The organism is Streptomyces sp. NPDC127098, from assembly GCF_042722465.1.
GTDB lineage: Bacteria > Actinomycetota > Actinomycetes > Streptomycetales > Streptomycetaceae > Streptomyces > Streptomyces millisiae.
The window spans coordinates 1-25,725 of sequence record NZ_JBHXFJ010000014.1; the positions used below are offsets into that span (position 1 = coordinate 1).

The 25,725-nt window shown below is 72.7% G+C and carries 23 protein-coding genes and 1 pseudogene; 12 read left to right on the forward strand and 12 right to left on the reverse strand.

Annotation, left to right across the window (positions count from 1 at the left end):
* Nucleotides 1-104 precede the first annotated feature (104 nt).
* From ACFWI8_RS11690 to ACFWI8_RS11710, 5 genes are all read right to left on the reverse strand, one after another.
* The gene (locus tag ACFWI8_RS11690) at nucleotides 105-1,094 is read right to left on the reverse strand and encodes a 2-hydroxyacid dehydrogenase (RefSeq protein WP_387088882.1); all 990 of its coding nucleotides are present in this window, start codon (nucleotides 1,092-1,094) and stop codon (nucleotides 105-107) included.
* A gap of 4 nt (nucleotides 1,095-1,098) precedes the next feature.
* Nucleotides 1,099-2,388, reverse strand: a complete 1,290-nt coding sequence (locus ACFWI8_RS11695) for a glucarate dehydratase family protein (protein WP_387088885.1) — start codon at nucleotides 2,386-2,388, stop codon at nucleotides 1,099-1,101.
* A gap of 129 nt (nucleotides 2,389-2,517) precedes the next feature.
* A complete protein-coding gene (locus ACFWI8_RS11700; protein WP_387088888.1) occupies nucleotides 2,518-3,405 on the reverse strand; it encodes an IclR family transcriptional regulator in 888 nt (295 codons plus the stop codon).
* Nucleotides 3,406-3,560: 155 nt separating this feature from the next.
* A complete protein-coding gene (locus ACFWI8_RS11705; RefSeq protein WP_387088891.1) occupies nucleotides 3,561-5,780 on the reverse strand; it encodes an NADP-dependent isocitrate dehydrogenase in 2,220 nt (739 codons plus the stop codon).
* A 93-nt stretch (nucleotides 5,781-5,873) separates the two neighbouring features.
* Complete coding sequence (locus tag ACFWI8_RS11710; protein WP_387088894.1) at nucleotides 5,874-6,917, reverse strand: LacI family DNA-binding transcriptional regulator; 1,044 nt, start codon at nucleotides 6,915-6,917, stop codon at nucleotides 5,874-5,876.
* A 141-nt stretch (nucleotides 6,918-7,058) separates the two neighbouring features.
* On the opposite strand from ACFWI8_RS11710, the gene ACFWI8_RS11715 reads away from it, so the two are divergent.
* The 4 genes from ACFWI8_RS11715 to ACFWI8_RS11730 are packed head-to-tail and all read left to right on the forward strand — an operon-like array spanning nucleotide 7,059 to nucleotide 12,171.
* Complete coding sequence (locus ACFWI8_RS11715) at nucleotides 7,059-8,429, forward strand: extracellular solute-binding protein (protein WP_387088897.1); 1,371 nt, start codon at nucleotides 7,059-7,061, stop codon at nucleotides 8,427-8,429.
* 34 nt (nucleotides 8,430-8,463) lie between these two features.
* Entirely contained in the window at nucleotides 8,464-9,411 is a 948-nt protein-coding gene (locus ACFWI8_RS11720) for a carbohydrate ABC transporter permease (RefSeq protein ID WP_387088899.1), read from the forward strand.
* A gap of 3 nt (nucleotides 9,412-9,414) precedes the next feature.
* Nucleotides 9,415-10,314, forward strand: a complete 900-nt coding sequence (locus ACFWI8_RS11725; RefSeq protein WP_387088902.1) for a carbohydrate ABC transporter permease — start codon at nucleotides 9,415-9,417, stop codon at nucleotides 10,312-10,314.
* A gap of 30 nt (nucleotides 10,315-10,344) precedes the next feature.
* Nucleotides 10,345-12,171 (forward strand): glycoside hydrolase family 2 protein, encoded by a 1,827-nt coding sequence (locus tag ACFWI8_RS11730; RefSeq protein WP_387088905.1) that lies wholly within the window; start codon nucleotides 10,345-10,347, stop codon nucleotides 12,169-12,171.
* A gap of 58 nt (nucleotides 12,172-12,229) precedes the next feature.
* Here ACFWI8_RS11730 and ACFWI8_RS11735 read toward each other — a convergent pair whose 3' ends face one another.
* The 3 genes from ACFWI8_RS11735 to ACFWI8_RS11745 form a co-directional block, all read right to left on the reverse strand.
* Nucleotides 12,230-12,457, reverse strand: a complete 228-nt coding sequence (locus ACFWI8_RS11735; protein ID WP_387088908.1) for a hypothetical protein — start codon at nucleotides 12,455-12,457, stop codon at nucleotides 12,230-12,232.
* Nucleotides 12,454-12,675 carry a hypothetical protein gene (locus ACFWI8_RS11740; protein WP_387088911.1) on the reverse strand — a complete coding sequence of 74 codons (222 nt, stop codon included), beginning with the start codon at nucleotides 12,673-12,675 and terminating at the stop codon, nucleotides 12,454-12,456. The genes ACFWI8_RS11735 and ACFWI8_RS11740 overlap by 4 nt, the downstream gene beginning before the upstream one ends.
* A gap of 125 nt (nucleotides 12,676-12,800) precedes the next feature.
* The gene (locus tag ACFWI8_RS11745) at nucleotides 12,801-14,006 is read right to left on the reverse strand and encodes a helix-turn-helix domain-containing protein (RefSeq protein WP_387088914.1); all 1,206 of its coding nucleotides are present in this window, start codon (nucleotides 14,004-14,006) and stop codon (nucleotides 12,801-12,803) included.
* A gap of 387 nt (nucleotides 14,007-14,393) precedes the next feature.
* On the opposite strand from ACFWI8_RS11745, the gene ACFWI8_RS11750 reads away from it, so the two are divergent.
* Nucleotides 14,394-14,876, forward strand: a complete 483-nt coding sequence (locus tag ACFWI8_RS11750; protein ID WP_387088917.1) for a hypothetical protein — start codon at nucleotides 14,394-14,396, stop codon at nucleotides 14,874-14,876.
* A gap of 610 nt (nucleotides 14,877-15,486) precedes the next feature.
* A complete protein-coding gene (locus tag ACFWI8_RS11755) occupies nucleotides 15,487-15,717 on the forward strand; it encodes a hypothetical protein (protein WP_387088920.1) in 231 nt (76 codons plus the stop codon).
* Here the strand turns inward: ACFWI8_RS11755 and ACFWI8_RS11760 are convergent.
* Together ACFWI8_RS11760 and ACFWI8_RS11765 are read right to left on the reverse strand one after the other, a co-directional pair.
* Nucleotides 15,707-16,933 (reverse strand): sialidase family protein, encoded by a 1,227-nt coding sequence (locus ACFWI8_RS11760; protein ID WP_387088923.1) that lies wholly within the window; start codon nucleotides 16,931-16,933, stop codon nucleotides 15,707-15,709. The two genes, ACFWI8_RS11755 and ACFWI8_RS11760, sit on opposite strands and share 11 nt — an antisense overlap.
* A gap of 131 nt (nucleotides 16,934-17,064) precedes the next feature.
* Entirely contained in the window at nucleotides 17,065-17,412 is a 348-nt protein-coding gene (locus ACFWI8_RS11765; protein WP_387088926.1) for a VOC family protein, read from the reverse strand.
* A 264-nt stretch (nucleotides 17,413-17,676) separates the two neighbouring features.
* Between ACFWI8_RS11765 and ACFWI8_RS11770 the strand changes: the two are divergent.
* From ACFWI8_RS11770 to ACFWI8_RS11795, 6 genes and pseudogenes are all read left to right on the forward strand, one after another.
* Nucleotides 17,677-18,810: pseudogene (locus tag ACFWI8_RS11770) on the forward strand (pyridoxal phosphate-dependent aminotransferase); the annotation flags it as partial.
* A 506-nt stretch (nucleotides 18,811-19,316) separates the two neighbouring features.
* Nucleotides 19,317-19,829 (forward strand): GNAT family N-acetyltransferase, encoded by a 513-nt coding sequence (locus tag ACFWI8_RS11775; protein WP_387089192.1) that lies wholly within the window; start codon nucleotides 19,317-19,319, stop codon nucleotides 19,827-19,829.
* Complete coding sequence (locus ACFWI8_RS11780) at nucleotides 19,772-20,758, forward strand: amino acid ABC transporter permease (RefSeq protein ID WP_387088929.1); 987 nt, start codon at nucleotides 19,772-19,774, stop codon at nucleotides 20,756-20,758. Before ACFWI8_RS11775 ends, ACFWI8_RS11780 begins: the two co-directional genes overlap by 58 nt.
* A complete protein-coding gene (locus tag ACFWI8_RS11785; protein ID WP_387088932.1) occupies nucleotides 20,755-21,525 on the forward strand; it encodes an amino acid ABC transporter ATP-binding protein in 771 nt (256 codons plus the stop codon). The genes ACFWI8_RS11780 and ACFWI8_RS11785 overlap by 4 nt, the downstream gene beginning before the upstream one ends.
* Before the next feature lie 53 nt (nucleotides 21,526-21,578).
* Complete coding sequence (locus tag ACFWI8_RS11790; RefSeq protein ID WP_387088934.1) at nucleotides 21,579-22,553, forward strand: ABC transporter substrate-binding protein; 975 nt, start codon at nucleotides 21,579-21,581, stop codon at nucleotides 22,551-22,553.
* Nucleotides 22,554-22,584: 31 nt separating this feature from the next.
* Entirely contained in the window at nucleotides 22,585-23,469 is an 885-nt protein-coding gene (locus tag ACFWI8_RS11795; protein WP_387088936.1) for an ABC transporter substrate-binding protein, read from the forward strand.
* 18 nt (nucleotides 23,470-23,487) lie between these two features.
* Here ACFWI8_RS11795 and ACFWI8_RS11800 read toward each other — a convergent pair whose 3' ends face one another.
* Together ACFWI8_RS11800 and ACFWI8_RS11805 are read right to left on the reverse strand one after the other, a co-directional pair.
* Entirely contained in the window at nucleotides 23,488-25,005 is a 1,518-nt protein-coding gene (locus tag ACFWI8_RS11800) for a PQQ-dependent sugar dehydrogenase (RefSeq protein WP_387088939.1), read from the reverse strand.
* Nucleotides 25,006-25,232: 227 nt separating this feature from the next.
* Nucleotides 25,233-25,682, reverse strand: a complete 450-nt coding sequence (locus ACFWI8_RS11805; RefSeq protein ID WP_387088942.1) for a hypothetical protein — start codon at nucleotides 25,680-25,682, stop codon at nucleotides 25,233-25,235.
* Between the last annotated feature and the right edge of the window lie 43 nt (nucleotides 25,683-25,725).

The window sequence follows — 25,725 nt, forward strand, 5'->3', positions numbered from 1 at the left end:
GGGGGCCCCCCCACCCGCCCGGTCCCCCCCCCCCCCCCCGCGGCGGGCGGGCCCGGCCCCCGGGGTGGCCAACCCCCGGGGGGCCCCGCCGCCGTTCAGGGGGCTCACCTCCGGAGGACGCCGGTGAGCGGCTCGCCCTTGCCGAGCCGGGCGATGTTGTCGGCGATCTCCCGGGCCCGGCCGCCGAACGTCTCGGTGGTGTGACCCGAGTGGTGCGGGGTCAGCACCACGTTCTCCAGGGCGTCGAACGGGCGGCTGTAGCCCCGGCCGCCGGTGCCGTCCTTGGGGTGGCTCCACCACACGTCGAGCGCCGCCCCGCCGATCACGCCGCCGGCCAGCGCCTCGTAGAGCGCGTCCTCGTCGACGAGGGGCCCGCGGGCCACGTTCACCAGCAGCGCGTCGGGCCGCATCAGGGCGAGCCGGGCCGCGCCGATCAGACCCCTGGTCGCCGGCGCGAGCGGCACCGTGAGCACCACCACGTCCGACCCGGCGAGCAGCGCGTCGAGGCCGTCCTCGCCGTCCACCCGGTCGAGCTGCTCGGGGCGCAGGCCGGCCGGGAGCGGTGCGGCGGGGTCCCGCCGCACCGCGCGGGCCCGCATGCCGAGCGCCGTCAGCGCGCCGACCACCCGGCCGCCGATCTGGCCGAGCCCGACGACGCCGACGGTGCGGCCGGCCAGCGTGGCGCCGAGCGGCACCCCGGGGTCGACCGCCACCGACTCCCAACGGCCCTCGCGCATCAGCCGGTCGGCGCGCAGCACGCGGCGGGAGAGCATCAGCGTGACCATCACGACGTGCTCGGCCATCGAGGGACCGTGGTGCGCCGTGGTGCACACCGTGGTGGCGGCGGGCAGCGGGTCCAGGGCGATCCGGTCGACGCCGGCGCCCGTGACGTGCAGCAGCCGCAGCCGGCTGGCGGCCTCGGCCATGGGCGCGGTCACCCGGGAGGCGACCAGCACGTCGGCGGTCGGGAGTTCGGCGGCGACGGCCGCGTCGGGCGCCCCGGCGAGGAAGGCCCAGTCGTGGCCGTCGGCGCCGCCCCTGGTCAGCTCGGAGCGGAACCGGTCGAGGATGGGGTCGGTCAGCAGGATCCGCACGTCCTCACCACCGGGGCGGGGTGGGGTCGAAGCCGGGGTGCGCGCGCCGGTAGTAGCCGGTGTCGTCGCGCTCCCTGATGCCGCACGCGAGGTACTGCTCGTGCATCCGCGCCAGCGCGTCGCGGTCGAGCTCCACGCCGAGTCCCGGCCTGGTCGGCACCGCGAGCGAGCCGTTCTCGAAGGTCAGGGCGCCGGACACGATCACGTCGTCGGCGGCGTCCTTCCACGGCCAGTGCGTGTCGCAGGCGTAGGTGAGGTTGGGGGTGGCGGCGGCGAGGTGGGTCATCGCGGCGAGGCTGATGCCCAGGTGCGAGTTGGAGTGCATGGACAGGCCGAGCCCGAAGGTGTCGCAGATCGCGGCGAGCGACCTGGAGCGGCCGAGCCCGCCCCAGAAGTGGTGGTCGGAGAGGATGACCTGGACGGCGTCCTGGGCGACGGCCGGCTTGACCTGGTCGAAGGCGACCACGCACATGTTGGTGGCCAGCGGCATCGGCACCTCGCGGGCGACCCTGGCCATCCCCTCGATGTCCGTGGTGGGGTCCTCCAGGTACTCGATCACCCCCGCCAGCTCCTTGCCGACCCGGATCGAGGTGGCCACGCTCCAGGCGCCGTTGGGGTCGATGCGCAGCGGATGGTCGGGGAACGCCTCGCGCAGGGCGAGGATCGCCGCCACCTCCTCCTCGGGCGGGAGGACGCCGCCCTTGAGCTTGATCGCGGTGAACCCGTAGTCGTCGATCATCCGGCGGGCCTGCGCCACGAGCTGGTCCGGGTCGAGCGCGGCGCCCCACTCGTCGGGCTCGGCGCCCGGGTGGCCGGCCCACTTGCAGAACAGGTAGGCGCTGTAGGCGACGCGGTCGCGCACGGCGCCGCCGAGCAGGTCGCTCACCGGGCGGCCGAGGACCTTGCCCTGGATGTCGAGGCAGGCCACCTCGAAGGGGGAGAGCACCCGGTCGGCGGCCCTGGTGCCGGTCACCATGCCGCTCATGCCGTGGCCGCCGGTGGTGGCGTCCGCGGCCAGCGCCTGACGGGTCCGGTGGGCGATCTCCTGGAGGTGCCACACGTCGACGCCCGTGAGCCGCGCGGCGGTGGCCCGCAGCCGGTCGAGGTGGGCCGCGTCGCCGTAGGTCTCGCCGAGCCCGTGGAGCCCGGAGTCGGTGGTGACCTCGACGATGGCGCGGAGCGCGAACGGCTCGTGGACGCCGACGGTGTTCAGCAGGGGCGGGTCGCGGAAGGCGACGGGGGTGATCCGGATGTCGCGGATGCGGTGCGGCTCGTTGGACGGTTGTTCTGGCACCGTGGCCCTCCGGCGGACGGCAGCTGACGACCTCGTCAGCGATCGGACGGGTACGGCGGCAGTCTAACCACGTGCCGTCTATATAGGTAGACAGTGGTCAGAAATGAAGACGCCCGATGCTCCCGACGCTCAGCCCTCGTCCGCGCCCCAGGCCCCCAACCCGAGGGAGAGCACGCCCTGTTCGATGCTGTCCCGGGCCCGGCCGAGCGCCGTGACGACGTCCTCCTCCCGGGCCGGCGTCAGGCGCGCCAGCGGCACCGAGCAGCTGATCGCGTCGGTCGCCGGCTCCGCGTACCGCAGCCGCAGCGCGAAGCACTTCACGCCCACGGTGTTCTCCTCCCGGTCCACCGCCCAGCCGCGTTCCCTGATCTCAGCCAGGTCCCGCCTCAGCGCCGCCCGGTCGGTGAGGGTGTGCTCGGTCAGCGGCGCCAACTCGGCCGGCAGGTGCTCCGCCAGCTCCGCCTCGTCCAGACCGGCCAGCAGCGACTTGCCGAGCGCCGTCGAGTACGCCGGCAGCCGCCGCCCCACCCGGCTGTGCGGCCGCAGGTACTGCCCCGACTCCCTGGTCACCAGGTAGACCACGTCGGTCCCGGAGAGCCGGCCCAGGTGGAACGTCTCGTCCAGGTGTTCGCCGAGCCGGTCGAGCACCGACTTGGCGGTGTGCACATAGGGGTCGGTGTCCAGATAGCTGGTGCCGGCGAGCAGCGCCCGGATGCCGATCCCGTACAGCGTGCCCGAGGCGTCGGTGCGCACCCAGCCGTACTTGGTCAGGGTGCGCAGCACGGCGTAGCAGCTGCTGCGGGGCATGCCGAGCGCCTCGCTCAGCTCCCGCAGCCTGGCCGGACGGTTCTGCCTGGCGGCCAGCAACTCCAGCAGCTCCAGGGTCCGCGCCGCGGACTTCACCTCACGCACCCCGCCGGTCCGCTCCTCGGACGGCGTCGGCTCGGCGGCGGCCGGCCCGGGAACGGCCTGGTCCTGCGGCACGCGGTCGTGGTGGCGGTCGGTCGGTGCGGTCATCCGGCCCCTCCTGGCGCCAGGGGCGTGGCCGTCGGGGTTCCGACCGCCGGGTGGACCGCCCCCGGGTGGAGGACAACGCTACCGCCGACATCGCGCGGAAGGGGCGCGGGCCGCCCGTGCGGTCCGCGCCCCTCCGCGCCCTGCTCGGCCGGTCGTCAGCCGAGCGCCGCCAGCGCGTCGTTGAAGGTCTTCGACGGGCGCATGACCGCCGACGCCTTGGTCGGGTCCGGCTGGTAGTAGCCGCCGATGTCGACCGGCGAGCCCTGGACCGCGACCAGCTCCTCGACGATGGTCGACTCCTGCTCGGTCAGCGTCTTCGCCAGGCCGTCGAACGCCTCGGCCAGGGCCGGGTCGTCGCTCTGCCGGGCCAGCTCCTGGGCCCAGTAGAGCGCCAGGTAGAAGTGGCTGCCCCGGTTGTCGATGCCGCCCAGGCGGCGGCTGGGCGACTTGTCCTCGTTGAGGAAGGTGGCCGTGGCCCGGTCCAGGGTGTCGGCCAGCACCTGGGCGCGGGCGTTGCCCGTGGTCTGCGCCAGGTGCTCGAAGCTGACCGCCAGCGCGAGGAACTCGCCCAGGCTGTCCCAGCGCAGGTAGTTCTCCCTGACCAGCTGCTGCACGTGCTTCGGCGCGGAGCCGCCGGCGCCGGTCTCGAAGAGGCCGCCGCCGTTCATCAGCGGCACCACCGAGAGCATCTTGGCGCTGGTGCCCAGCTCCAGGATCGGGAACAGGTCGGTCAGGTAGTCACGCAGCACGTTGCCGGTGACGGAGATGGTGTTCTCGCCCCGGCGGATCCGCTCCAGCGAGAAGGCGATCGCGTCGACCGGCGCCTTGATCTCGATGGTCAGGCCCTCCGTGTCGTGCTCCGGCAGGTAGGCGCGGACCTTCTCGATCAGCTGGGCGTCGTGCGCCCGGTCCTCGTCCAGCCAGAACACGGCCGGGTCGCCGGTGGCGCGGGCCCGGCCGACGGCCAGCTTCACCCAGTCACGGATCGGCGCGTCCTTGGTCTGGCACATGCGGAAGATGTCGCCCGCGCCGACCGCCTGCTCCAGCACCGCGTTCCCCGACTCGTCGACGACGCGCACGGTGCCGGTGGTGGGGATCTCGAAGGTCTTGTCGTGGCTGCCGTACTCCTCGGCCTTCTGCGCCATCAGGCCGACGTTGGGCACCGAGCCCATGGTGGCCGGGTCGAAGGCGCCGTTGGCGCGGCAGTCGTCGACGACCACCTGGTAGATGCCGGCGTAGGAGCTGTCTGGCAGCACCGCGAGGGTGTCCGCCTCCTGGCCGTCCGGGCCCCACATGTGGCCCGAGGTGCGGATCATGGCCGGCATCGAGGCGTCGACGATCACGTCGCTCGGCACGTGCAGGTTGGTGATGCCCCGGTCCGAGTCGACCATGGCGAGCGCCGGGCCCTCGGCGAGCTCGGCCTCGAAGGACGCCTTGATCTCCGCGCCGTTCGGCAGCGACTCCAGGCCCTTGAGGATGCCGCCGAGACCGTCGTTCGGGGTGAGACCGGCCGCCGCCAGCGTCTCACCGTGGGCGGCGAACGTCTTCGGGAAGAAGGCCCGCACCACGTGACCGAAGATGATCGGGTCGGAGACCTTCATCATGGTGGCCTTCAGGTGCACCGAGAACAGCACGCCCTCGGCCTTGGCCCTGGCGACCTGCGCCGTGAGGAACTCCCGCAGCGCCGCGACCCGCATCACGGAGGCGTCCACGACCTCGCCCGCCAGCACCGGCACCGACTCGCGCAGCACCGTGGTCGAGCCGTCGTCCCCGGCCAGCTCGATGCGCAGCGAGCCCGCCTCGGTGATCGTCACGGACTTCTCGGTCGAGCGGAAGTCGTCGGCGCCCATGGTCGCGACGTTGGTCTTGGACTCCGCCGACCAGGCGCCCATCCGGTGCGGGTGGTTCCTGGCGTAGTTCTTCACGGAGGCCGGCGCCCGGCGGTCGGAGTTGCCCTCGCGCAGCACCGGGTTGACGGCCGAGCCCTTGACCCTGTCGTAGCGGGCGCGGATCTCCCGCTCCTCGTCGGTGCGCGGGTCGTCCGGGTAGTCCGGCAGCGCGTAGCCCTGCTCGCGCAGCTCGGCGACGGCCGCCTTCAGCTGCGGGATGGACGCCGAGATGTTCGGCAGCTTGATGATGTTGGCGGCCGGCGTCCTGGCCAGCTCGCCGAGCTCGGCCAGCGCGTCGTCGATGCGCTGCGGCTCCTCCAGGTACTCGGGGAAGGAGGCGATGATCCGCCCGGCCAGCGAGATGTCGCGGGTCTCGACGCCGACGCCGGCCGTCGCGGCATACGCCTGGACCACGGGGAGGAACGAGTACGTCGCCAGGGCCGGGGCCTCGTCGGTGTGCGTATAGATGATGGTCGAGTCAGTCACCGCTACTCCGCTTCACGTTCTCACGTCTACGTCGTCTTGACGTCAAGATATCTTGTGGGGGGTCCAGGTCGACAGTGACCCCCGTCATCGGCGTCACCGAACGGAACGTTCGACGCCCGTCGTGCTCTCCCGCTCCACGAGCCGGTGCGGGGCCACCCGCTCGTCCGGCGGGGCCGGCGGCTCCCCGTCGTCGCCCGCCTTGGCGATCCGGTTCAGCAGCAGCTCGACCGCGACCGAGGCCACGGCGTCGGTGTCCGGGGCGACCGTGGTCAGCGTCGGCACGCTGTACCGGCCGGCCTCCACGTCGTCGAAACCGACCACCGCCACGTCCTCCGGCACCCGCAGGCCGTGCTCGTGCAGGGCCCGCAGCGCGCCGAGCGCCAACTGGTCGTTGAGGCACAGCAGCGCGTCGAACCGGTGTCCGGCGGCCAGCGCCTCGGCGACCGCGGCCGCGCCGTGCGGCATCCGGAACTCGGCGACCGGCCACACCGCGGCCGGGTCGTACGCCAGCCCCGCCCCTTCGACCGCCCGCCGATAGCCCAGGGTGCGGGCCTCCGCCGTGCCGGGGCCAGGACGGTCCCGGCCGCCGACCGCCAGGATCCGCCGCCGGCCGAGCCCGAGCAGGTGCTGGGTGGCCTCGCGCGCCGCCAGCACGTTGTCGATGGCCACGTGGTCGGCGAGCCCCGGTTCCACGGTCTCGCCGAGCAGCACCAGCGGCAGCGTGCCGCGGCGCTCCCGCAGGTCGTCCCCGGTGAGGGCGAGCGGCGAGAGGATCACGCCGTCCGCGAAGTCGGAGCGGAAGCCCTCCAGCGCCGCCAGCTCGTGCTCCCGGTCGGCCCGGGTGCGGTGCACCAGGACCGTCAGCTCGTTCCGCTCGGCGTGCGCGATGATGGCGTTGGCCAGCTCGGCGAAGTAGGGGATGTCGAGCTCGGGCACCACCAGCGCCACGATGCCGGTGCGGCCCCGGCGCAGGTGCCGGCCGGCCAGGTTGACCCGGTAGCCCAGCTCCTCGATGGCCTCCCGCACCACCCGCCGGGTGCGCTCCGAGACGTGCGCGTAGTCGTTGATCACGTTCGACACGGTCTTCTCGGAGACGCCCGCGCGCCGCGCCACATCCTTGATCCTGGGCCTGGCCACCCAACCTCCTCGGAGCCGACCCCCGATCCTACGTGCCGCGTGCCCCGCCCCCTTCACGTCGTGACCGAGGCCTTTACAGCGAATGTACATCGATGTAAAAAAGGCCGCGCGTCCAACGGAGGGCGTCGAAAGAGGTGCGAGATGAGCGTTGACCGACCCCTTGGCCATCCCCCTGGACCCGCCGATCCCGGCGGCCCGCCCCGGCCGGGGCGCCGCCGGCTCCTCGGTCTCGGACTCGCCGGCGCCGGCGCCGCCCTCGCCCCCTGGACGCTCGGCGGCTGCGCCGCCCCCGGATCCGCCGGCGGCCCCGACCACCTGCGGGTCTGGGACCCCTTCTCCGGCGGCGACGGCATGCTGATGGACGAGATGATCGCCGACGTCTCGGGCGGCCGGGACGGCTTCCGCGTCGACCGCACGATCCTGGAGTGGGGCCCGTCCTACTACACCAAGCTCGCCATGGCCGCCGCCGGCGGCCGGCCGCCCGAGGTCGCGGTGCTCCACCTCTCCCGGATGGCCGGCTACGCGCCGGGCGGCCTGCTCGACCCCTTCGACCTCGACCTGCTCGCCGAGTTCGGCATCACCGAGGCCGACTTCGTGCCCGGGCTCTGGCAGCGGTCCCACCACGACGGCCGGCTCTACGCGGTCCCGCTCGACACCCACCCCTTCGTCGTCTTCTACGACACCGAGATCGCCGACCGCGCCGGGCTGCTCGACGGCGAGGGCCGGCTCGTCGAACTCGACTCCCCTGAGGCGACGCTGGCCGCCGGCGCCGCGCTGGCCGAGGCGAGCGGCGCCGCCGGCATGCTCTTCGGGCACGTGCTCGACCCCGCGCAGACCTGGCGGCTCTTCCACGGCCTCTACGCCCAGACCGGCGCCACCTTCGCGCTGCCCGACGGCGGCCCGCCGGAGATCGACGCCGACGCCGCCCTCCGCGCGGTGACCTTCATGCGCGACCTCTTCGACGGCCGGGCCAACCCCAACAACCTGGACTACTTCGGCGCCATGGCCGCCTTCACCGGCGGACGCGGCGGCCTGCTGATGTGCGGGGAGTGGGAGCTACCCACCCTGGCGGCCGCCGGCCGGCCGCTGGGTGCCGCGCCCTTCCCGCCGGTGTTCGGCCGGCCCGGCGCCTTCGCCGACTCGCACAGCTTCGTGCTGCCCCACCAGGAGAACCCGGACCCGGCGCGGCGCCGCGCGTCACACCGCTACGTCGCCGAGATCCTCCGGCGCAGCCTCACCTGGGCCAGCGCCGGCCACATCCCGGCCTACCAGCCGGTGACGGCCGACCCCGCCTACCGTGAACTCCAGCCGCAGTCCTCCTACGTCGAGGCCGCCGAGAGCGCGGTCCTGGACCCGCCCACCTGGTTCACCGGGGCCGGCTCCACCTTCCAGAACGAGATGTGCCAGCCGCTCCAGGCCGTGCTGCTCGGCGACGCCTCACCCGAGGCGGCGGTGGAGCGGCTGATCGACGAGTGCGCCGAACTGCTCGACCAGCCCAACCCCGTCGTCTGACGGCCGCCGCGTCCCCACGTCCCCGGAGTCCCGCGTGTCCACCACAGCCTCGACGCCCGCGGCGGCCGCCCGCGCCGGCACCACCGCCACCACCACACCCTCCGAGGCCGCCGCCCGGCGGCCCGGCCCCCGCCGCACCGGGGCCCTCTTCGTCCTCCCCTTCGCCGTGCTCTTCGCGCTCTTCCTGCTCTGGCCGGTGGCGCACGGCGTGTGGATGAGCCTCACCGACGAGTCGCTGACCCTCCGGGGCACCGAGTTCGTCGGCCTCGCCAACTACGCCGAGGCGCTCGGCGATCCCGACATGTGGCGCAGCCTCGGCAACACCGTGTTCTTCACCGTGATCTCCGCGGTCCCGCTGGTCATCGTCGCGCTGGCCATGGCGCTGCTGGTGCACACCGGCCTCGCCGGCCAGTGGGTGTGGCGGCTGTCGTTCTTCGCTCCCTACCTGCTGCCGGTCACCGTCGTCACCATGATCTGGAACTGGCTCTACCAACCCGAACTCGGCTTCGCCAACCAGGCGTTGGACGCGGTCGGCCTCGGCCCGGTCAGCTGGCTCTCCGACGAGTCCTGGGCCATGTGGTCGATCGCCGCGCTGACCGTGTGGTGGACCGTCGGCTTCAACTTCCTGCTCTACCTGGCCGCGCTCCAGTCGCTGCCCGACACCCTCCAGGAGGCCGCCGCGCTCGACGGCGCCGGCGCCTGGCGCCGGCTGTGGTCCGTCACCCTGCCCCAACTCCGCCGCACCACCGTGCTGGTCGCCACCCTCCAGGTGCTCGCCTCGCTCAAGGTGTTCGACCAGATCTTCATCCTCACCAAGGGCGGGCCCGACGGCACCACCCGGCCCATCCTCGAGTACGTCTACGACGTCGGCTTCACCGGCTACCGGCTGGGCTACGCCTCCGCCATCTCCTACCTGTTCTTCGCGCTCGTCATCGTCATATCGATCGCCCAACTGCGGTTCATGCCGCGCCGGGAGGGCTGACCTGTGTCCTTCGTCACCACCGCACCCCGCCCCCGCCGCAGGCTGCCCCACGAGGACCGGGGCGCGCCGCTGACGCTCGGCGCCGGCCGGCTGCCCAGGGTGCTGGCCGGCGGCGCGCTCACGCTGTTCGCGGCGCTGTGGCTGCTGCCGTTCGTCTGGGCCGTGTGCACCTCCCTGCAGAGCGAGCAGGACGCCGCGGCCCCGGGGCTCAACCCGCTCAAGGGCGCCCTCACCCTGGAGGCGTACCGGCGCATCTTCGAGGGCGGCAACGTGCCGCTGTGGGCGCTCAACAGCGTGCTGATCACGGGCGCGGTCACCGTGATCACCGTCGTCGTCTCCACGCTCGCCGCCTACGGCCTCTCCCGCGGCACCTTCCGCGGCCGCCGGGCGCTGCTCGGCGTCACCGTGGCCGCCATCCTGGTGCCGCCGCAGCTGCTGATCGTGCCGCTGTTCCAGCAGATGCTGGCGTTCGACCTGGTGGACACCTACTGGGCCGTCATCCTGCCGCAGACCGTCGCGCCGATGATGGTGTTCGTCCTCAAGCGGTTCTTCGACGCCATCCCGCGCGAGCTCGAGGAGGCCGCCCGGCTGGACGGCGCGTCCGAACTCCAGGTCTTCCGCTCCGTGGTGCTCCCGCTCTCCCGGCCCATCGTGGCCGCGGTCTCGGTGTTCGTGCTGATCGGCGCCTGGAACAACTTCCTGTGGCCCTACATCGTCACCAACGACCCCGACCTGATGACGCTGCCGGTCGGCCTGGCCACGGTCAGGGACACCTTCGGCCTCGTCTACGCCCAGTCCATGGCGTCCGCGGTGGTGGCCGCCGCCCCGCTGATCGTCGTCTTCCTCTTCTTCCAGCGACGCGTCGTCAGGTCCGTGGCCACCACCGGCCTCGGCGGCGCCTGACCGTTCCCGAAAGCTCAGACAGGAGTTCGTGTGTCCACCCCCTCCGCCGTGCCGCGGCCCGAGTACCCGCGACCGCAGTTCGTCCGCGGCGACTGGCTCAACCTCAACGGCGCCTGGCAGTTCGAGTTCGACCGCGGCGACAGCGGCCTGGAACGCGGCCTGCTCGACCGCGAACTCGACGGTGAGATCACCGTCCCCTTCTGCCCCGAGTCGGAGCTCTCCGGCGTCGGCGAGACCGACTTCCTGGAGGCCGTCTGGTACCGCAGGACGGTGACCCTGCCCGCCGAGTGGGCCGGGCGCCGGGCGCTGCTCCACTTCCAGGCCGTCGACCACGACACCACCGTCTGGGCCGACGGCGTCGAGGTCGCCAGGCACCGCGGCGGCTTCACCCCGTTCACCGCCGACCTGGGCGAGGTGCCCGCGCCCGGCCGTTCCGTCACCCTCGTGGTGCGCGCCAGGGACCACCGCCACGGCCCGCAGGCCCGCGGCAAGCAGGCCGTGAAGTACGCCAACCACGACTGCAACTACACGCGGACCACCGGCATCTGGGGCACCGTCTGGCTCGAACCCGTCCCCGAGGCCCACCTGCGCAGGCCCCGCGTCACCCCCGACCTGGCCGGCTCCGCCTTCCACCTCGAACTGCCGCTCTCCGAGAACCGGCCAGGACACCGGGTGCGGGCCGTGCTCTCCGACGCCGCCGGCGAGGTGGCGCGCGCCGAGGTCCGCGCCGACCTCGACCTGGCCCCCCGCCTCCACCTGCCGGTGCCCCAGGACCGGGCCCGCGCCTGGTGCCCCGAGGACCCGCACCTCTACTCTCTGCGCCTCGAACTCCTCGACGCGAACGGCACGTCGGTCGACGCCGCGGACAGCTACGCCGGCCTGCGCTCGGTCGGCAGGCGCGGCCGGGCCATCACCCTCAACGGCCGCGCCGTCTTCCAACGCCTCGTCCTCGACCAGGGCTGGTACCCGGACGGCCTGATGACCGCGCCGAGCGACGAGGCCCTGGTGCGCGACATCGAACTCGCCATGGCCGCCGGCTTCAACGGCGCCAGGCTCCACCAGAAGGTGTTCGACGAGCGCTTCCTGTACCACGCCGACCGGCTCGGCTACCTGGTCTGGGGCGAGTTCGGCGACTGGGGCTGCAACACCGGCGCCACCGCCGACGACAACCAGCGCCCCGACGCCTCCTACGTGGCGCAGTGGCTGGAGGCCCTGGAGCGCGACTACTCGCACCCCGCGATCGTCGGCTGGTGCCCGCTCAACGAGACCCACCAGCGGCTCCACGACCGCATCACGGACCTGGACGACGTCACCCGCGCCATGTACCTGGCCACCAAGGCCATGGACACCAGCAGGCCGGTCCTGGACGCCTCCGGCTACGCGCACCGGGTGCCGGAGAGCGACGTCTACGACTCCCACAGCTACGAGCAGGACCCGACCGCCTTCCGCGAACTCCTCGCCGGCCTCGCCAAGGGCGACCCGTTCGTCAACGCCTCACCCGACGGCCGCCCCTGGTCCCTGCCGTACCGCGGCCAGCCGTACTTCGTCAGCGAGTTCGGCGGCATCTGGTGGCACCCCGAGACCGCCGCCGAGGCACGCGGCGACGACCGGCACGAGTCCTGGGGCTACGGCGACCGCCCGCGCGACGAGGAGGAGTTCCACACCCGCTTCGCCGGCCTCACCGGCGTGCTCCTCGAAAATCCCGACATGTTCGGCTACTGCTACACCCAACTCACCGACGTCTTCCAGGAACAGAACGGAATCTACCGCTTCGACCGCTCACCCAAGCTCGACATCTCCCGCATCCGCGCGGCCCAACTACGGCCCGCCGCCATCGAGTCCACCGACCCCGCCTGAGCCCTCCGGCCCCCGGCCGGGCGGTCCCGGCCGGGGGCGGCTGCGACCACCGAGGTGGTCATGAACCATCGGCCACCGCCCTCAGCTTGGCGGCGTCCGCCGTCCACTCGATGCCACTGCCGTCCACGGGGCGCACGTGTGCCTCGGCCAGCACGACGCGGTTGCCGGGACGATCAACGTGTTCCAGGACGGCGGCCAGCCTGCCGACGCGCCCGGTCGCCGGATCCTCGACCAACAGGCCCATCAACGCGTGACCGGTCCAGCGCACGCCGGTGTCGGGGCTCACAGTGCGGCCTTACCGGGACGCCAAGAGCAGTCGACCATGTGGTCGTCGTTCCGGAGGATGTGGCTGCCACAGTAGAGGCACGTCACCGGCTCGGCGAGGTCGACGGCCCGCTCGAGCCCGGTCACGATGGTGATGCCGTCGTCGGGCTTCGGCTCGACGGCGGTCACGTCGGGCACGGCTCCGCGGTCGGGGCCAGTTGACGACTGTTCAGACTGCATGTCGGTGACTCCTGTGACTGTTCATGCGCTGACAGTCACAGGATTTCGCCGATTCAACCCCTCGGTGTCACCAGGCTGGTAACACTGAGTTCACGGGAGGCGCTTGACGACGACCATGGTTGGCGCTACACGCCGCACCAGGTGGCGAAGTCGCGTAGCGCGTCCGGGGCCTTCGCCCGTGCGCGAAGCAGCGTGCCGACCGTCTCGTGCACACCCGGGTGATAGCGGGTCTGCTGCGGGGCCACGCTCCTGGCCGTGGCGAGCGAGCGCAACGCCGCCTCCGGCCGGGCCGTCCATGCCTCGGCGCGCGCCCGCGACGCCCAGTACGAGGCCGACCGGGCCTTCGGGTAGTCGGCTGGGAGGCGGAGGGCCTCGGCCACCTTGAGCGCCTCGCCGTGCTCTTCCTGGTCGGCGGCCACCGACATCGTGTGAATGGCCACGTTCGCGGGGCCGAAGACCAGACCGTAGTCCGACAGCTCACCGGTCTGCTCCGCCAATTCCCCGGCGGTTCCAAGAAGATCGGACACCGCCTCGGCTGCCCCGGCTCGTCGAGCGAGCACCGAGGCCTCCAGGTACAGCGCGCCGCGCACGGCACGCGTCCCGGTGGTGCCGTCGTCATCCAAGTCCCGCAACGCCTGCCGGATCAGTCGGTATCCCTTGTCGTGCCGGGCGCCATCGCCCAGAAGCCGTGCCCGGTCCCACCGCTCGATCGCGACCTGTCGAGCGTCCCCGGAACGCGGTGCCGCGGCTGACATGCGGCCGAGAGCGTGTCGGGCGAGGTCGACGAAGCCCAAGCGGCGGGTCGCCACGTAGGTGGTGCGGCCGAGTTCGGCCTGGAGCCAGTACGCACGCTCGCGATCCCGGCCGGGGCGGTCGTGCAGCAGTGTCGCGTGGTTGACCTCGCTGATGAGCGCGGGGAGCGCTTCGGCGAGCTCGAACTGTTGGCCCGCCTCGCGCCTGGCATCGAGCGCACGGACCTCCGCCTCCAGCACCGACAACGGCCGGGGCGGCGGATCGTCCTCATCGGGGAGGATGTCCCAGTCGTCCAACGCGCTGGCGATGGGAGACAGCAGAGCGTCGAGTTGGTCCTGCTGGAGCATGTGGATGTAGGGCTGCCCATGCAGCACGCTGACGCTGACGCTCAGCGCACGGGCGATGCTGGCCACGATGGTGGGACTCGCGTAGCGCTGCCCCTGTTCGATTCGGGAGATCTGGGCCGGGGAGACATGCGCACGTCGCGCCAGCTCGCGCAGGGTGAACCCGCGTAGTTGCCGGACCTCTTGGATGCGCGTGCCGATGCCCTCTATGGGCGCGGCGGCTGGTGCAGGCATAGCGGACTCCATGTTGCCGTCCTCGCGCTGACACCTCGGACGGTACCCCCGGCGGGAGTTGGGGGAACAGCGAATGGCCTCGCCTCAAGGCGGAGGCCCGAGTTGTGCCGCCCAGTTGCGACAGCGCGGTGGCGGGACACGGGCCGCCGCGCGGGGTGTTCGGGCCGGATGGCACCTGCCACCCCATCGAGTGATGACTGACATCACCGTGCTCCGCACCTTCGCCGAGGCCCAGCGCATCCCACCGGAGACCTTCGGCCTCGCCGCGTCGGCGCCGCCGCCAACCAGACGGCTCCCCGGGACGGCACCCCCGCAAGCACCGCTTTCCCGGGCCCGCCCGCGCCTATCGTGTCCGGACCACGACCACAGCCGTAGGAGGAAGACCCAGTGCGGCGACGGCGACTGCTCACCAACCTGGCGGCCACCGAGGCCGCCACCGGCCACCTCGTCGCCGGCCCGCTGGACCAGGCCGCGCTCGGCGAAGTCCTCGCGGCTCGGCCGCGGGACGCCATGCTCGCCATCGGCCAGCTCAGCGAGCCACCGCCCGGACGGAAGCACCTCGAACTCGACCGCGCGGCAGTGGACGTCCACCTGTGCAGCTACGTCGTGCTCACCCACCGCCTTCCGGGCTTATCAGCGCCGGCCACGCCCACGCCGGATCCGACCAGGGCCGCACCGCGTTGGCCGAGGCCATACCTGCTCGCCCCCCAGGTGCTGGTCGAAGTCGAGGAGAACGAGCTCGGGTGGATGGCCGCCAACCGCTGCCGCAACCTCGCCGCCGGCGTCGACTCTCCGCCGAAGCGGCACGGAACCTCGCCGTGTTGGTGCGCCGGGCCCGCTGGTGCCGGGAGGCAATGTCGATCGCCCTGAGCGTGGCCGACGATCCTGCCCTGGCTGGCACTGGGGCAGCCGGGCGCGCGGCGGCGGTCACGACCAGGACGTCGGCGAACCCGGAGCACCCCCGCTCGCGCGGGGAGAACGGCAGCAGCGCACCCGTCACCGCGGCCAAGGCCGGAACACCCCCGCTCGCGCGGGGAGAACGAGATCCGTCCAGCACCCCACCCCCTCACAGACGGAACACCCCCGCTCGCGCGGGGAGAACGAGATCCGTCCAGCACCCCACCCCCTCACAGACGGAACTCCACCGCTCGCGCGGGGAACGCCCTTTGTGAGCTGGGGCGTTAGAGCGGCTTTGCCATAACGTGATCAATGCGGGTCGTGGTCATCGGTCTATGTTGTCAGAGAGGCGTAGGCCCAGCCAGGGAGCGCCGGAGGACTGAATCGGCGCTGGTTTCTCCGGTATTTTGGCCGTTGCGGGCGCTGGAAGCGAAAGCAGGGCGGTCGTGAATGAGCCCGCGTGCCGGGGTCGTCGGGCGGTGTGGGACCGGCGCTCACCGGCGGGGCGACGGGTTTCGCCTTCGGCAAGGGGCTCCTCCGTGTCGATCGGTCGGACGGGGAGACCAGATGAGCCGCGGGGCAGGTGTTCGCGTTTCTGTTCTGTTCCCTCGACGGCGATCACGTGGGGTCAGACGGCGAGTTGGGCCGGGGCCGGTACGACGAGGCGTTCTTCGACCGGAACCTGTGGCAGACCCGCGAGGTGGGCGCCCCGCCCTGGGGGAACAGCCGTGTCACCGGTGGCGTGCCCGGCGTGGTGACGGTGTTCCGATCGGGCGACCTCCCCGCCGGGCCGGCGTCAGGGGTCAGCCGGTGAGCGCGTCGCCGCCGGCGGCGCCCGGGCCGCCGAGCTCGCCCGTCGCGTAGTAGGGCTTGCAGACGTCGCCGTCCCAGTCGGTGGCGATCTGGAGCAGCCGGCGGCCGTCCGCCGAGGGCAGCAGTGGGGAGCTGTAGTTGGGGCAGAAGTTGACGTACGGCGCGGGGACGGTGACCGGTGCCTCGATCGCGGTCCAGGGGCCGGCACCGTTCTCGCCGTTCACCAGGATCGTGTGGCCGTTGCCGGCGGCCGTCGAGCCGTCCCGGTTGAGCAGCATCTGGCCGACCAGCACGATCCGGCCGTTGGGCGAGCCGTCGGGCGCCGGCGCCCAGGCGATGGTCGGGGTGGCGCGGAAGTACCTGCCGTCCGCCGTCTCCGGGCGGTAGCCGAGGTGCGCCGGGTCGCCCCAGTCCCAGCCGTCGGGGGAGGTGCGGTAGTGCACCACGCACTGGTACTGGCCGCCGGGGTTGCAGATCTCGAAGCTCATGAAGTAGGTGCCGTCGGGCAGGCGACGCACCACCGGCATCCCCGGACGGTCCGGCTGCCAGGTGCTGGCGACCGTGTCGTGCCGGCCGCTCCAGGTGACGCCGTCGTAGCTGCGGACCGCGACCAGCTTCTGGCTGTGGTCGGGGTCGGTCTCGTCCGAGTAGTGGCAGACCAGGGCGCCGTCCGCGGCGATCGAGAACTCCGGCTCCCAGAGGCCGCCGGTGCCGGTCGCCGTGGCGCAGGAGGAGAGGTAGGACCAGCTCCGGCCCACGTCGTCGCTGCGCCAGATCCGCAGGTCCATCCTGCGGTCCGTCTCGTCCTGCCCGGCCGACGAGGCCCACAGCAGCGTGCCGGCCGGCAACGCGCCGACCTGGCGCGGCAGTTCGAAGAGCGTTGCGCAGCAGAGCCCCTGGCCGCCGGCCGAGTCGTGGTCGGCGACGGTGCCGACCTGCCGGAACGTCGCGCCGTCGTCGGTGCTCTCGTAGATAGCGCCGAGGCCGTTGTCGCCGTCGAAGGTGACGACGCTGGCCAGCACCCGGCCGTTGGCCGCGCCGCTGTGCGCGAGGCGGACGGCCCTGGGGTAGAGCCCGGTGCCGTCCCGCAGCAGGGTGCCGGTGGCGGTGGTACCGACGTCGGCCGGGGAGGCGGCGGGTGGCGGTGACGCGGCGGCCGGCACGCCGAGCAGCGCGGCCAGGATCGCGCCGAGACACAGCGCGAGAACACGGCTCATGAGGTGTCTCCCGATCTCGGGTGGTGGGGGGGGAGGGCCGGGCCCGTGAACAGGGTGGCGCAGATATACATCGATGTAAACAGTCGGGACGCCCGTCCTCGGCCGCCGGTCGGGCGGATCGGGGGAGGACGTCAGCGGTGGCTCAACACGTTGATCACCCGGCCGTTGGGGTCGCGGACGAAGAAGCGCCGCACGCCCCACTCCTCGTCGCTCAGCGGGTGCACGATCTCGGCCCCGCTCTCCCGCACCGCCGCGTGGACCGCGTCCACGTCGTCGACCTCCACGCTCAGGTCCGGGGTGACCGGAGCGGTCTTGTCGGCGGTCATGACGCTGATCTGCGCCGCCGGGGTGGCCGGGGACGCGAACGTCGTGATCCACCCGAGATCCATGACCTCCTCGAAGCCCAACAGGCCGTAGAACCCCCGGCTCTCCGCCACGGCCTCCGACTGGATGACGGGCATGACACGGCGAACGGACATCGGGACCTCCGGTGGGTGACTGGCACGGCTCCTTGATCCTCAAGGAAGTACTACGCGACGCGTTTCTTATCCACCTAGACGCAATCCGCCCACCCGCCGCGCTCCCGGTGCCACCCTCGGGACACCGGGGGAGCGGAGGGTCGCGGTTCGGCAGGTCCGGGCAGCGAAGTGACCGAGGAGGTCGTCGGATTGACTGTCGCCATCAACCCGTCGGAGGGCGCGGGCGGTCTCGCCACCACAGGCGGTGGGGGCCGGCCGGACAACGTGCGGCAGCTGTTCCGGGCGAGCACCGCCCACAGCCCGTCGTTCTTCTCGCTGAGCAGGGCGGGCGGCGCGGAGGGCACGGTCGACTTCTGCATCCCCTGCAACCCGTACTTCCCGACCCCCGCCATGTTCGAGCGGTTGGCACGCGAGCTGCGTGGGATCCTCACCTACTACCCGAGCGGCGCCGACACCATCGCGGCCGAGCTGTGCTCGGTGCTCGGACTCAACCCGCAGACCGTCGCCATGGGCAACGGCTCGACCGAGCTCATCACCTGGATCGACCACCTGCTGGTCCGCGACAGCCTCGCCGTCCCGGTGCCCACCTTCGGTCGGTGGACCGACCAGCCGATGGAGACCGGCAAGCGGGTGGACATGTTCCCGCTGCCCGAGGAGCGCGGCTTCGCCCTCGACCCGGCCGCCTTCGTCTCCTTCGTGCAGTCCCGGGGCTCGCGCACCGCCGTGATCTGCAACCCCAACAACCCCGACGGCGGCTACCTGCCGCGGCAGGCCGTCATCAGCATGCTGCACGCCCTGATCGACCTCGACCTGGTGGTGGTCGACGAGTCCTTCATCGAGTTCGTCAGCAGCGAGCCGCAGCCGAGCGTGGCCCAGGAGGCGGTGCTGCTGCCCAACGTCGTCGTGCTCAAGAGCCTCGGCAAGAACTTCGGGCTGCACGGCATCCGCTTCGGCTACCTGGTCGCCAACCCCGCACTGGCCAGGCGGGTCCGGGACGCGCTGCCCAAGTGGAACCTCAACTCGCTCGCCGAGTACGTGGTGTTCGCGATCCGGGAGCACCGGCAGGAGTACCGCCAGAGCCTCCACCAGGTGCACGCCGACCGGCAGGAGATGCTGCGTCAGCTCAGCAAGCTGCCCGGCATCACTGCCTTCCCCTCCCAGGGCAACTTCATCCTGGTGAAGCTCCCCGAGGGCGTCGACGGCGCGCTGCTGCGCGACCGGCTGCTCGCCGAACACGGCGTGCTGGTCCGCGAGTGCGGCAACAAGCTGCACAGCAGCAGTTCCTACCTCCGCCTCGTGGTCCGCCCGCAGGCCGACGTGGCCCGGCTGCTCACTGGCATGTGCCAGGTCCTCTACGGCAGTGACTGGTACGTGCCGGCGCCCGTCCCCGCCCAGGGCGCGCTGCCCGCCGGGCAGGAGTCCCCCGGCTACTGGGGCGCGTGACGCGTAGCCCGGAAAGCACGCCGAACGCCCCGCGCGCGCCCCGGTTGTTGCGGGCGTGTGGCGGGGGCATGGACGGTTCGCCGAGGCCGTGGACAAGCCCGAACCGCCTTTGTTAGCTTCACGTTCGTTCCACCCGGCCACGCCCGCCGGGTGGCGTCGCCTTCCGGCTCTCGGGTGAGGGGGTACGGCCGTGCACGGACCCGTTCTCGCACCGCCGTTGGTCCGGTGCCTCCCGATCGACCTGAGCCGTTCCGCCAGCTGTCTCTGTAGCTGAGTTCCCGTTCCGCGCCCCGCGCCCCGCCGGCGCCGGGCCGTGCCCCGCGCACGCCAGCCACCGCTCCCTCGGAACAGGAAGCGAGAACTCAGCCGTGACGTCGACGAACCACGGGACGCGCACGCCCGGCCGGGACGACGGCCTCGCCGTCGTCCGCGCCCGCGTCTCCGACCCGCTCACCCGGCCGCTGCTCACCGAACTTGAGCACGAGTACCGCACCCGGTACGGCGGCGGCGCCGCCGACGAGATGTCCCGCTACCCGGAGGAGGAGTTCGCGCCGCCGCACGGCCTGCTGCTGCTCCTGCTGCGGGACGGCGCGGCCGTGGCGGGCGGCGCCTACCGCAGGTACGACCCGGCCACGGCCGAACTCAAGCGGATCTGGACCCACTCGGCGCACCGCAGGCGCGGCCTCGCCAGGCGCGTCGTCCACGAACTGGAGCGGGCGGCCGCCGCGCACGGCTACCGCCGGATCTTCCTCACCACCGGGCCGCGCCAACCCGAGGCGCGCGGCCTCTACCTGGCCAGCGACTACACCCCGCTCTTCGACACCGAGGCCGACCCCGAGACCATCGGCCCCCTGGCGTTCGAGAAGCACCTGCCGCCGCCATCTCCCCGTACGCCCAAGCGACCGGAGACGCCGACATGGACCTCGCGCCCCCCGGCACCGCCCGCCCCGACCCGGACCTCGACGACGACCTGAGCACGCTGCGGATCGTGCCGGCCCGACACCACCTCCGCTGGCTCGCCGGGCTCGCCGTCCTGGTCCTGCTGGCCCAGTTCGCCCACGGGCTCGTCACCAACCCGGGCTGGGACTGGCCGGTGTTCTTCGACTACCTGCTGGCCGACAGCGTCGTGGGCGCCGTCTGGCTGACCGTCCAACTCACCGTGTACGGCACCGCCCTGGGCTTCGCCCTCGGCGTCGTCATCGGCCTGATGCGGCTGTCCCACAGCGTGGTGCTGCGCACCGTCGCGTGGACCTACGTCTGGGCCTTCCGCTCCATCCCGCTGATCGTCCAACTGCTCTTCTGGTTCAACCTCGCCTACCTCTACCGGGAGTTGGGCTTCGGCATCCCGTTCGGCCCGGTGCTGTGGCGGGTCGAGACGATGGACCTGATCGGCGCGACCACCGCCGCCGTCATCGGCCTCGCCCTCCACCAGGCCGCCTACGCCGCCGAGATCGTCCGCGGCGGCGTGCTCGCCGTGGACCCCGGACAGCGGGAGGCCGCCGCGGCGCTCGGCATCCCCCGACTCAGACAGCTGCGGCGCGTCGTGCTGCCGCAGGCGATGCGGAGCATCCTGCCCAACGCGGCCAACGAGATCATCTCGCTGTTCAAGGGCACCTCCATCGTCTCGGTGATGGCGATCGGCGAACTCTTCTACCAGGTGCAGGTCATCTACGGCCGCAACGGGCGGGTGGTGCCGCTGCTGATGGTCGCCACCGTCTGGTACATCGTCCTGACCACGCTGCTCTCCGTCGCGCAGTACCACGTCGAACGGCGCTTCGCGCGCGGCGCCGAACGCGAGCCCACGCCCGGCCCGCTGCGGCGGCTGCGGGCGCGGCTCGACGAGCTCCGCGCCACCGCGCCGGGCCGCCGCCGGCAGCTCGCCGAGCGGGGTGGTGCCGGATGAGCGCCCCCGTGGCGATGGTCGACGTGCGGGGCGTCCACAAGTGGTTCGGGCAGCTCCACGTGTTACGCGGGGTCGACCTGCGCGTCGGGGCCGGCGAGGTGACCGTCGTCCTCGGCCCCTCGGGGTCCGGCAAGTCCACACTGCTGCGCGGCATCAACCACCTGGAGCGGCTCGACCGCGGCTCCGTGCGGATCGACGGCGAACTGATCGGCTACCGCCGCGCCGGCCGGACGCTGCGCGAGCTGAAGGAGCGCGACGTGCTGCGGCAGCGCGCGCACATCGGCTTCGTCTTCCAGAACTTCCACCTCTTCCCGCACCTGACCGTGCTGGAGAACGTCACCGAGGCCCCGATCGCCACCCGCCGCAGGAGCCGGCCGGCGGCCGAGGCCCAGGCGCTGGCGCTGCTGGCCCGCGTCGGCCTCCGCGACCGGGCCGCCAGCTACCCGCGCCAGCTCTCCGGCGGGCAGCAGCAGCGGGTGGCGATCGCCCGCGCGCTCGCGCTCGAACCGAAGGTGCTGCTCTTCGACGAGCCGACCTCCGCGCTCGACCCCGAACTCGTCGGCGAGGTGCTCGCCGTGATCCGGAGCCTCGCCGAGACCGGCACCACCATGATCGTCGTCACCCACGAGGTCGGCTTCGCCCGCGAGGTAGCCGACACCGTGGTCTTCATGGACGAGGGCCGGATCGTCGAACAGGGCCCGCCCCACGAGGTGTTGGACCGCCCACGGCACGAGCGGACCCGCGCCTTCCTGTCCCGGGTGCTCTGACACCCAGCTCCACTGCCCCCGCCCCGTCGCCCCTCAGCGGAAGGAAACCGCGCATGCCGCCCACCCGCCGCCTGGCCACCGCCCTCGCCGCCACCGCCCTCGCCCTCTCCCTCGCTGCCTGCGGCGAGCCGGAGGAGGAGGCTGCCCAGGACCCGGGCCGCTCCGACCGCGCCGCCGAGGTCAACACCAGCCCTGACCAGGACCGGATCCGCACCGACGAGGTGCCGGACATCGCGGCCCTCGTCCCCGCCGAGATCCGCGACCGCGGCACCCTGGAGGTCGTCAACTCGGTCGGCGCCACACCGCCGTTGAACTTCTACGCCACCGACGACGAGACGGTGATCGGCGTCGAGACCGACATCGCCAGCCTGGTCGCCGACGTGCTCGGCCTCGAACTGCGCCAGTCGACCGTGGACTGGGCGAACATCTTCGTCGGCCTGGACAGCGGCCGTTACGACGCCGGCTTCAGCAACATCACGGTCACCGAGGAGCGCAAGGACAAGTACGACTTCGCGACCTACCGGCTCGACAACGTGGCCTTCGAGGCCCCGGCCGGCGCCGACTGGAGGGTGGAGGGGCCGGAGGACGTGGCCGGCCGGCGCATCGGCGTCGGCTCGGGCACCAACCAGGAGGAGATCCTGATCTCCTGGAGCGAGCAGAACGAGGCCGCCGGGCTCGAAGCCACCGACATCGCCTACTACCAGACCCCCACCGACTACTACCTGGCGCTCTCCTCGGGACGCCTCGACGCCTACCTCGGGCCGAACCCGAGCGCCGCCTACCACTCCCGGGTCAGCGGCGAGACCGAGATCATCGGCACCGTCTCCGGAGGCGGCGACGAGATCCAGGGCGAGATCGCCGCCACCACCAGGAAGGACAACGGACTGGTCGAGGCCCTGGCCGCCGCCCTCAACGAGGTGATCGACAACGGCACCTACGCCCAGGTGCTCGACCGCTGGGGCCTGGCCGACGAGGCGGTCGAGGAGTCGGAGATCAACCCGCCGGGGCTGCCCCGCCAGGACGGCTGACCCCCCGTCCCGCCGCACGTACGGTGGGGGGATGCGGATCGTCTCCCTCCTGCCCTCGGCCACGGAGATCCTCTTCGCGGTCGGCGCCGGCGACGACGTCGTCGGCGTCACCTTCGAGTGCGACCACCCGCCGGTGGCCCGCACCCGACGTGTCGTCTCCACCAGCGCGCTGCCCGAGGGGCTGCCGCCGGGTGAGATCGACCGGGTGGTGAGCGAGCGGATGGCGGCCGGCGAGGACCTCTACCACCTGGACCACGGCGCGCTGGCCGGCCTCGGGGCCGACCTGGTGGTCACCCAGGACCTGTGCGCGGTGTGCGCGGTCGACGTCTCCACCGTCCACGACGCGCTGGACTTCCTCGCCTGCCGCGCCGACGTGCTGACCGTCGACCCGCACACCCTGCCCGAGGTGCTGGAGTCGATCGTGACCATCGGGGCCGCCACCGGCGCCCGGGACCGGGCCGAACGGCTGGTCGCCGAGTTGTCGGGGCGGCTGGCCGCGGTGCGCTCCCGGGTCGCCGGCCGGGAGCCGGTGCCGGCGCTGCTGCTGGAGTGGACGGACCCGCCGTTCGCGCCCGGGCACTGGGTGCCCGACATGGTCGAGGCCGCCGGCGGCCGCTGCGTGCTCGGCAGCTCCGGCACCGAGTCCTTCCGCACCGGCTGGGCCGAGGTGGCCGCCGCCGGCGCCGAGGTGCTGGTGTGCGCGCCGTGCGGCTTCGGCCTCGACGAGTCGGCCCGGCTGGCCGCCGCGGTGGCCGACCGGCTGCCGCCAGGGCTCCCGCTGTGGGCGGTGGACGCCAACGCCTCCTTCGCCCGCCCGGGGCCCCGTCTGGTCGACGGCGTCGAGGCGCTGGCCGGGATCTTCCACCCCGCCGCGGCGGGGGAGCCGGCCCCGGCCCTGGCCCGCCGCGTCGCGTGACGCGGCGGGCCCACCGGGTCAGCGCGTGACGGCGCAGGCCCGGTCGTTGAGGGTGACCCGCGCGGGTGGCGAGGCGTCGCCCGTGTGGTTGGCGAGATAGCCGAGGGTGATGCTCGCGCCGGGCGCGATCGAGGCGTTGTGCGTGGCGCTGTTGGCCCTGACGACGTCGCCGAACTGGCTCAGGTCGGTGTTCCAGTCGGAGACGATGGTCTGCCCGAGCGGCAGTGGGAACTCGAGCCGCCAGCCGTCGATCGGCGTCGTGCCGGTGTTGGTGAGGGTGATGTCGACGGTCAGCCCGGTGCCCCAGGAGGTGACGTCGTACGCGACCCGGCAGGCCGGACCCGTGCGCTCGAACTCCACCCGGTGCAGGCCGCCCGGCAGGTCGTTGACGACGTAGAACTCGCCGTCCGCCGTCTCACCGACGGCCGTCACCTGGGTCGGGAACTCGCCGATCTCGGCCTGCTGGTAGCCGCCGGAGCCGTCCTCGCGCAGCGCCCACACCGTGGACGAGCAGTAGTCGGTGGCGATGTAGGTGCCGCCCACCAGGTCCGCGTACTGCTCACCCCGGTAGACGCGGCCGCCGATCACCGCGCAGCCGCCGGTGTAGGGCGAGTAGGTGAAGACCGGCTCGGTGTAGTCGGCGCCGGGCTCGCACTGGGCCTCGTCGAACACCTCGAAGCCCTCGTAGCAGGACCAGCCCAGGTTCACCCCGGCCTGCTCGCCGGCCTCCAGGTGGTCGATCTCCTCCCACCTGCCCTGCCCGACGTCGCCGATCCACAGCGAGCCGTCGGCCTGGTCGACGGAGAACCGCCACGGGTTGCGCACCCCGCTGATCCAGATCTCCGAACGGGCCCCGGCCACCCCCACGTACGGGTTGTCGGCGGGCACGCAGTAGGGGAGGGAGCCGCAGGAACGGCTCACGTCCAGGCGCAGGATCTTGCCGAGCAGCGTGTCGAGGCGCTGCCCGCTGTCGTACGGGTCGCCCGAGCCGCCGCCGTCGCCGATGCCGAAGTAGAGGTAGCCGTCGGGCCCGAAGGCGATCTGCCCGCCGTTGTGGTTGCTGTACTCGGCGTGCTCCTGCGACAGCAGGGGGGTGAGGCTCGCGTCGTCGAGGTCGTACCTGCCCAGCGTCACCGCGCCGTCGGGGAGCGCGGTGTACGCCAGGTAGAGCTCCCGGCTCGCGTTGAAGTCGGGCGCGAGGGCGATGCCGAGCAGCCCGCGTTCGTTGCCCGACTCGTCGACCGTCGCGGTGAGGTCGATCAGCGGGGTGGCCGCGAGGCCGGTGTCCGGGTGGTAGACGCGGACCGTGCCGCGCTTCTCCACGATGAACAGGCGGTCGGTGCCGTCGTCCGGCGCGGCGATGGCGACGGGGCGCCGCAGCCCGAAGGCGACCTGGGTGGCGCTCGCGGTGACCTCCTCGAGCGGCACCGCCGCCGAGGCGGCCGGCTCCGCGGGGGAGTCGGCCTCGGCGGGCACTCCGAGCAGGGGTAGCGACAGGGCGAGGAGAAGCGCACTCGCCCAGCGTCGTCTTTGCATCTGTGCTCCAAAGGCGATGGGGGGTGATTCCTCGGGAACTGGCGTGTCCAGAGCCGGAGTTGGTGGAACGGGACGGGCCGGATCTGCGAGAGCGTCACGCCTCGCCGGACGGTAGCGGCTTCCCGCCCGTCACACCAGGCCGCCGGAGCCGACCGGGGTTTCCTGGTGGCCGCGCGGTCCCTCCGATCACCGGCCGCCGCCCCCCGCCGGGGGTCCTGTCGTCCGCGTCAGAAGCGGATCAGGGCGAGGATCTCGTCCAACGGCGGCACCAGACTGGTGTCGTCGGCGCGCACGGCGCGCCCGCCGTACCGGAACTCGTAGCCGAAGGCGTCCGCCACCGGCGAGCCCGTGACATCCCTGGGCAGCGCCGCGAACTCCGGCCCCGCGAGCAGCGCCGTCAGCTCGGCCAGCTCCTCCTCACCCAGCCGCCGCTCCTCCACGCCGCCGCGCCGCTCGACGGTGACCGCGCCGTCCGCCGCGACCGTGATCACGTCGTCCACCCCCGCGATCCCGCCGGACACCCGCACCACCAGCACGTCCCCACCCCCACCCTCGCCGCTCTCCGCCCCACCGCCCGCCCCGGCCAACACCGCCAGCAACCCCAACACCGAAATCACCGCCAACACCGCTAACACCGCCGCCACCGCCAGCACCGCCGCCACCCACGCCCGCCTCATGCCGGCAACCTACCGCCGCCGGCCGGCGCGCGACCCGGGCCGT

Excerpts from the sequence above, each read along its gene's own strand:
- ACFWI8_RS11700 (WP_387088888.1), bottom strand. The coding sequence starts at position 3,405 with ATGACCGCACCGACCGACCGCCACCACGACCGCGTGCCGCAGGACCAG.
- ACFWI8_RS11715 (WP_387088897.1), top strand. The coding sequence starts at position 7,059 with ATGAGCGTTGACCGACCCCTTGGCCATCCCCCTGGACCCGCCGATCCC.
- ACFWI8_RS11740 (WP_387088911.1), bottom strand. The coding sequence starts at position 12,675 with ATGCAGTCTGAACAGTCGTCAACTGGCCCCGACCGCGGAGCCGTGCCC.
- ACFWI8_RS11745 (WP_387088914.1), bottom strand. The coding sequence starts at position 14,006 with ATGCCTGCACCAGCCGCCGCGCCCATAGAGGGCATCGGCACGCGCATC.
- ACFWI8_RS11760 (WP_387088923.1), bottom strand. The coding sequence starts at position 16,933 with ATGAGCCGTGTTCTCGCGCTGTGTCTCGGCGCGATCCTGGCCGCGCTG.
- ACFWI8_RS11765 (WP_387088926.1), bottom strand. The coding sequence starts at position 17,412 with ATGTCCGTTCGCCGTGTCATGCCCGTCATCCAGTCGGAGGCCGTGGCG.
- ACFWI8_RS11780 (WP_387088929.1), top strand. The coding sequence starts at position 19,772 with ATGGACCTCGCGCCCCCCGGCACCGCCCGCCCCGACCCGGACCTCGAC.
- ACFWI8_RS11785 (WP_387088932.1), top strand. The coding sequence starts at position 20,755 with ATGAGCGCCCCCGTGGCGATGGTCGACGTGCGGGGCGTCCACAAGTGG.
- ACFWI8_RS11790 (WP_387088934.1), top strand. The coding sequence starts at position 21,579 with ATGCCGCCCACCCGCCGCCTGGCCACCGCCCTCGCCGCCACCGCCCTC.
- ACFWI8_RS11795 (WP_387088936.1), top strand. The coding sequence starts at position 22,585 with ATGCGGATCGTCTCCCTCCTGCCCTCGGCCACGGAGATCCTCTTCGCG.
- ACFWI8_RS11800 (WP_387088939.1), bottom strand. The coding sequence starts at position 25,005 with ATGCAAAGACGACGCTGGGCGAGTGCGCTTCTCCTCGCCCTGTCGCTA.
- ACFWI8_RS11805 (WP_387088942.1), bottom strand. The coding sequence starts at position 25,682 with ATGAGGCGGGCGTGGGTGGCGGCGGTGCTGGCGGTGGCGGCGGTGTTA.